This window comes from Rothia sp. HMSC067H10 (genome assembly GCF_001810635.1).
In the GTDB taxonomy this organism is placed as follows: Bacteria; Actinomycetota; Actinomycetes; order Actinomycetales; family Micrococcaceae; genus Rothia; species Rothia dentocariosa.
The window spans coordinates 1-5,496 of sequence record NZ_KV802270.1; the positions used below are offsets into that span (position 1 = coordinate 1).

Below are 5,496 nucleotides of genomic sequence, written 5' to 3' on the forward strand. Positions count from 1 at the left end.
GGCACGCCCGGCGGTACTCGACCTGCTCAACCGGTTGGATTCTACCAGCCCGACAAAATAAAACGATGAGGTCATCCAGATTATCTGGATGACCTCACTACGTTATGCAGGTATAAACCTCAATATTGATAATCTACCGATTAAAAATATTACGAATCGGATTCACAATCGTTGTCCACCAAGGCTGTGGAGAATCTTGAAACTTGCTTTGCTGACGTTCTTTGACCTGCTGAGAAATGCTTTGCCGTAGCTCACCAACTTCGGTATCTACGACCTTCTTATAATCAGAACGTAAACGTGCAGGTTTTCCATTGCGCATGACGGAGTTATATAGTCCTTCAGCAGTGTGAGTACTCATAGCACGTTCCCTTCCCTCACCATTAGTTATCTCAGTTTACCGTGTTCGGCTCACTGTTGGAAGTAGCCTCATCGTTCTCATCAGATACCTCATCTGGACCGTATGGAGTCGCAGCTGAATTATTTCCGTGCGTCGAATCCGGGTGAGCGTGTGCCCGCTGAGTTGGCGGCGACGGGTTTCTTTGGCATGCGCGTGCTGGCGGTGGCGCAGGGCGGTTTCCGTGCCGGATCTGAGGATTCTGCGGACCCCGAAGAGACTGCCGCAGAGGCTGTCGAAGAGTCGACCGGCGAGTTCCTAGAGGTGCTTCTGCAGGAGCGCATCCGCGTGAAGGATGAGCCGCACGGTGCCCTGCCTTCGGGTATTGGTCCTGGCGATCCGGTGTCTATGGCGACGATTGAGGCGGCCCTGCAGGCTGATGTGCACGGGCTGCTTTTCGACGGTACTCTCATGCCTAGCGCGCTGATGCCTGACCTCCCCGCATCCGGTGAAGATTCTGATCCTTCCGAGGCTCCCGCCTCCCCCAGCACCCTGCCGAGCGTGCTCGATGCGGCGGCTTCGCTGACGGGGGTGGAGAGCGCATCCGCGGATTTGCTGTTCCGCCGTGTGCCGCGCCTGAAGAAGAACGCCTTGAACGCCAAAAATGCAGAAAATCTACCCCGTGAGGTTGATTTTCCCACCTCTGACCTGCCCACGGTGGATGCCGTGCACGCGGCGGTTCGCGCTCTCGACCATTCCTATGTGGCGGTTCAGGGCCCTCCCGGTGCGGGTAAGACCTTCCTCGCCTCACACGTGATTGCGCGCCTGGTGGCGGAGGGCGCGAAGGTGGGCGTGGTGGCTCAGTCGCATGCGGTGATTGAGAATCTTATGTTGGCGTGCTGTGCCCGTGATGGTTTTGATGTTTCGCGTGCGGTGCGTCTGCGCGGTAAGTCGGTGACCCCCGCCCCGTGGTCTGAGGTGTCTGATTCTGAGCTGGTGGAGCTGATTTCTGGTGCGGGCGGTTTGCTGTTTGGCGGCACGGCGTGGGATTACGTGAGTGAGCGTCGTGTGCCTGCCGGGTCGTTGGATGTGCTGGTGGTTGATGAGGCTGGCCAGTTCTCTCTGACAAATACGGTGGCGGCAGCTCGTGCGGCGCGTTCGGTGCTGCTGCTGGGCGATCCGCAGCAGTTGCCGCAGGTGTCGACGGGTGTTCATCCGTACCCGGTGGATGTTTCGGCGCTGGGTTGGTTGTCTGATGGGGCGGCGGCGCTGGATCCTCGTTGTGGCTATTTCTTGGGTGAGTCGTGGCGTATGGATTCGGCGCTGTGCGAGCGGGTTTCGTGGCTGTCCTATGATGGCGCGCTGGCGAGCGCGGCGGCGACGGCTGGTCGCGCCCTGCAGGGTGTTGCGCCGGGTGTGGTGTCGTATCCGGTGGAGCATGTGGGCTGTTCGGTGCGTTCTGTGCAGGAGGCGCAGGCGGTGGTGGATTGCGTGCGCGAGTTGTTGGGCCGTGAGTGGGTTCCGGCAGCTGGTGCTGCGCCGCGCCCGTTGGCGGCGGAGGATTGCATTGTGGTGGCGGCGTATAACGCGCAGGTTGATTGTGTGCGTGAGGCGCTGATTGCCGCTGGTCTGGCTGATTCTTCGGGTGCTGGCGTGCGTGTGGGTACGGTGGATAAGTTCCAGGGTCAGGAGGCTGCGGTGGTGTTGGTGTCGTTGGCGTCGTCGCGGGTTGATTCTGGGCGCGGTGCCGGGTTTGTGCTCTCGCCGAATCGTTTGAATGTGGCGGTGTCGCGCGGTCAGTGGCGGGCGGTGTTGGTGCATTCGCCGTGGGTGGCGCGTTCGGTGCCGCAGGATGTTGAGGAGGTGCTGGCTCTGTCGGGCTTCGCGGGCCTGGTGGAGTAGTGCTCTTCTGTGCTCCCCCGCCCCTGCCCGCTGCGTTGCGGGGCTGACCGGTGGCGGGCGTCTTTGGCGTGCCCGGAATCGGGTTCAGCCGGGTTCATTCAGGGTTCGGTTGGGTGGAAGCACCAAGAATGAGTTATAGTCAACCTAACCCTAATGTCAATACTCAAAATGAGGAAAGTTTTTCAACATGAGTTCATGCATATGACTCATATCTCCACTATGATTTAAGACACCAACAGATGTTGGGGGTTGAGCTGAATCGCTCAGCCAAGATTCGATAGCCATAGATGACTATCTGTCGAAAGGAACACCAATGGAACTCGATATTCAGGATTTGATTACCTCATCCGAAGATGAGCTCAAGAGGGCTCATGGTGGTCTCCGTCCTCCGGCACATCGTGTAGGCGGACAGTAAATAACCACCTCCAGAGGGGCTCGGTAATCTCAGTTACTCGAGCCCCTCTACGCATACAAACATCCAACAGATAGAAAGATGGAAAATGTACCCAAAGCTTCGATTTGGTCACTCAATTATAAAAATCAAAAACAATAGATTCATTATTGGATCTATAACACAAGGCATATCAAACACAATTCATGACCCCTCGGGAAATTTTAAGAACCTAAATGAGATCTTAACAGGAGAATGCACGATAGATGAGGTAGTTATAAAGACATCAAAAATTTTAGGATTAACTCCTAAAAATTCAAGGAAGATTATAGAATCACTCATAACGATGGGTCACATAGAAGATGGATTCTTCCTTAAATCATCTACAAAATCTAATAGGTACTCAAGAAGTCGTGAATTCTTTTCTTGGATTGACACTTCAGGAAGTAGCGACCCTTTTCGGGTGCAAAATATTCTGTCCTCCTCGAAAATTGTAATTGTAGGTCTTGGCGGAATTGGCGGATCCGTGGCCATGAACTTAGCATCTTCAGGAGTATCTCAAATACACATAGTTGATTTTGACAATGTTGAAGAGTCGAATCTCAATAGGCAAATTCTATACACAGAAAAAGACCTTGGGCTCAAAAAATCAACGGCTGCCATGAAAAATCTCCAAAAAATAAATTCAAAAATTCTTATTACATCCGAGGATAAGAAAATTACTTCCTCTGATGACCTCATTAAATATTTTAACGAATATGACCTAGTGTATCGCTGCGCTGACAGTCCAGACGATATACCATTTTGGTTCTCTGATGCTTCATTAAAATCTGGTAAACCATGGATTGATGCAAGCTACAATGGCCCAATAATTAATTGTTGCATCTACGACCCAAAGGTTACAGGATGCTATAGATGCATCCGTGAAAGTAATCTACGAAATATGACTCGTCTAGGTTACGAGGAAGCTCATACAGATAAAGTTCCAGAGATAAATGCTGCAATATCTCCTATAGTCCTTATATCTGGATCACTTGCCGCATATGAAGGAATTAGGTATCTTGCCAAACTTAAGCCGCAAAGTTTAGGTAAAGCAATACATCAAAATATGTTCGATTACAGTAATTCATACACAGTGGAGATCCCCCATGAGTGTCAACACCGAGCTACTCAAGAATAGAGATTTTCGAAATACTCTCTTCGCCATTGGAGCCAACCAGCTCTCAGACTCGATGAGCTATATCACCACGCCCATCATTATTTTGGCGCTAACCGGCTCCCCCGAAGCTGCGAGTATCACCCTCTTCGTCGCGGGTGTTCTCGCCACCTGCGCCGGAGCTGTATCTGGAACGTGGGTCGATAGAATCGGCCCCTCAAAGTGCCTGGCACTGTCCTGTATCGGCCAGTCGCTGTCCTGGATAGCGATTCTTCTCTACCTCGTTTTCAACGTCACCAACATTTACGTTTTGGTGATCACGATCTCTCTCGCCGCCATCATTTCCACCTTCGACTACCCGAGTGAACAGTCCATCATCACCCGCGTAGTCCCCAAGGAACACCTGGGGTACGCCTCCGGTATGGGCGAGACGCGCGAGTCCACCGCCAACCTGCTGGGCGGCCCGGTCGCCGGCATCATTATCGGCTTCTCGACCGTGCTCATGACCGCAGTTCACGCGGTCGTCAACCTGCTGGCGTTCATCGTCGCACCCAAGAGCTACGGCGCTAGTCGGCAGCCCGCGGAAGAGGAGGAGGGCGAGAAAACCAGCTTCTGGCAGGACTCAAAAGCCGGTTTCGAGTACATCCTGAAAAACAAGGTGCTGGTGTCCATTGCGTTCGTTTCAACGCTTGCAAACTTTGGAACGGTCGGCATTCCGCTCACCTTCATCTACTACTACACCCTGGAGGGCGCACACCCGCTCTTCATCGGCATCTTTGCGAGCGCCTTCGGTGTGGGCGTGTTGCTCGGTTCGTTCCTAGTCGGCCCGCTGACCGAGAAGTTTGCGCTCGGCCCGCTCGGTATCACCTCCCTGGCCATCATGTCGGCCTGCTACCTGTTGCTGCCGGTGGTTCATTCGATGCTGTGGGCGGTGTGCCTGCTGATTGTGTTGGCGGGTATTGTGCTTCCCTCCTTCAATTCGAGCATCATTGCGTACATTAACGCATCCACCCCGGAGCACATGATCGGTCGCGTGCACTCGGTGCAGGGCATCCCGAACATGGCGCTGACCCCGCTGGCTGTTCTGCTGGCAGGCTTCCTCATTGTTGATTGGGGCATTACGTACACGGCGCTGTTCTACGCGGTGTTCATTTTCCTGTCGCTGGTGGTGATGGTATTCCAGAAGCCGCTACGTCAGCTGCCCCATATCTCGCAGGTAACGAACGCACAGTAGTTCCACGATAGCCCCGTCTATCAACTCCGCTCAACGCCCCCGAAAGCGAATAATTCAACGTGCACTTGCATGAAAATTATTTTCCTTTCGGGGGTGTTCTACGTCCTTTTGAGGATTTCTGCACACAGTGCATGCTCGCGATAATTCGCCTTATCAATGCGTATTTTTGGGGTTTTAAATGTTGCCGGTATTACGGCGAACCTTACGCAGCTTGTTGAAGGTTTTACGGCATAATAGGAAGGTGTTCGTTCTAACCTTTATTCAACGTTCCGCACAGCACTCACTCACTGCACTGTCGGACGAACTCACAAAGCTCAACCCGCGTGTTGCCTTCGCCCAGACATACCCTGACGAAATTCAGGGCGCCTTCGACTGTGCCAGCGACGCACTACACGCGGCGCTCATTGCCGCGCGCGATAACGGCTTCTGGGTCGGCATCGGAATCGGCGAGCTGCGCATTCCCCGATTCGCCGGGGCAC

The 5,496-nt window shown here is 53.6% G+C and carries 4 protein-coding genes and 1 pseudogene; 4 read left to right on the forward strand and 1 reads right to left on the reverse strand.

Annotated features, from left to right (window positions below; all coding sequences use genetic code 11):
* Positions 1–133 precede the first annotated feature (133 nt).
* On the reverse strand, positions 134–358 hold the full coding sequence (locus HMPREF2756_RS00010) for a 3-phosphoshikimate 1-carboxyvinyltransferase (protein ID WP_070617066.1): 225 nt from the start codon (positions 356–358) through the stop codon (positions 134–136).
* A 102-nt stretch (positions 359–460) separates the two neighbouring features.
* On the opposite strand from HMPREF2756_RS00010, the gene HMPREF2756_RS00015 reads away from it, so the two are divergent.
* The 4 genes and pseudogenes from HMPREF2756_RS00015 to HMPREF2756_RS00030 all read left to right on the forward strand — a co-directional run.
* Complete coding sequence (locus HMPREF2756_RS00015; protein ID WP_238382423.1) at positions 461–2,236, forward strand: AAA domain-containing protein; 1,776 nt, start codon at positions 461–463, stop codon at positions 2,234–2,236.
* 500 nt (positions 2,237–2,736) lie between these two features.
* The gene (locus HMPREF2756_RS00020; protein WP_070617068.1) at positions 2,737–3,807 is read left to right on the forward strand and encodes a HesA/MoeB/ThiF family protein; all 1,071 of its coding nucleotides are present in this window, start codon (positions 2,737–2,739) and stop codon (positions 3,805–3,807) included.
* Positions 3,776–5,017 (forward strand): MFS transporter, encoded by a 1,242-nt coding sequence (locus tag HMPREF2756_RS00025; RefSeq protein WP_048754961.1) that lies wholly within the window; start codon positions 3,776–3,778, stop codon positions 5,015–5,017. Before HMPREF2756_RS00020 ends, HMPREF2756_RS00025 begins: the two co-directional genes overlap by 32 nt.
* A 241-nt stretch (positions 5,018–5,258) precedes the next feature.
* Positions 5,259–5,496: pseudogene (locus tag HMPREF2756_RS00030) on the forward strand (recombinase RecJ); the annotation flags it as partial.

Excerpts from the sequence above, each read along its gene's own strand:
- HMPREF2756_RS00020 (WP_070617068.1), top strand. The coding sequence starts at position 2,737 with ATGTACCCAAAGCTTCGATTTGGTCACTCAATTATAAAAATCAAAAAC.
- HMPREF2756_RS00015 (WP_238382423.1), top strand. The coding sequence starts at position 461 with ATGGAGTCGCAGCTGAATTATTTCCGTGCGTCGAATCCGGGTGAGCGT.
- HMPREF2756_RS00025 (WP_048754961.1), top strand. The coding sequence starts at position 3,776 with ATGAGTGTCAACACCGAGCTACTCAAGAATAGAGATTTTCGAAATACT.
- HMPREF2756_RS00010 (WP_070617066.1), bottom strand. The coding sequence starts at position 358 with ATGAGTACTCACACTGCTGAAGGACTATATAACTCCGTCATGCGCAAT.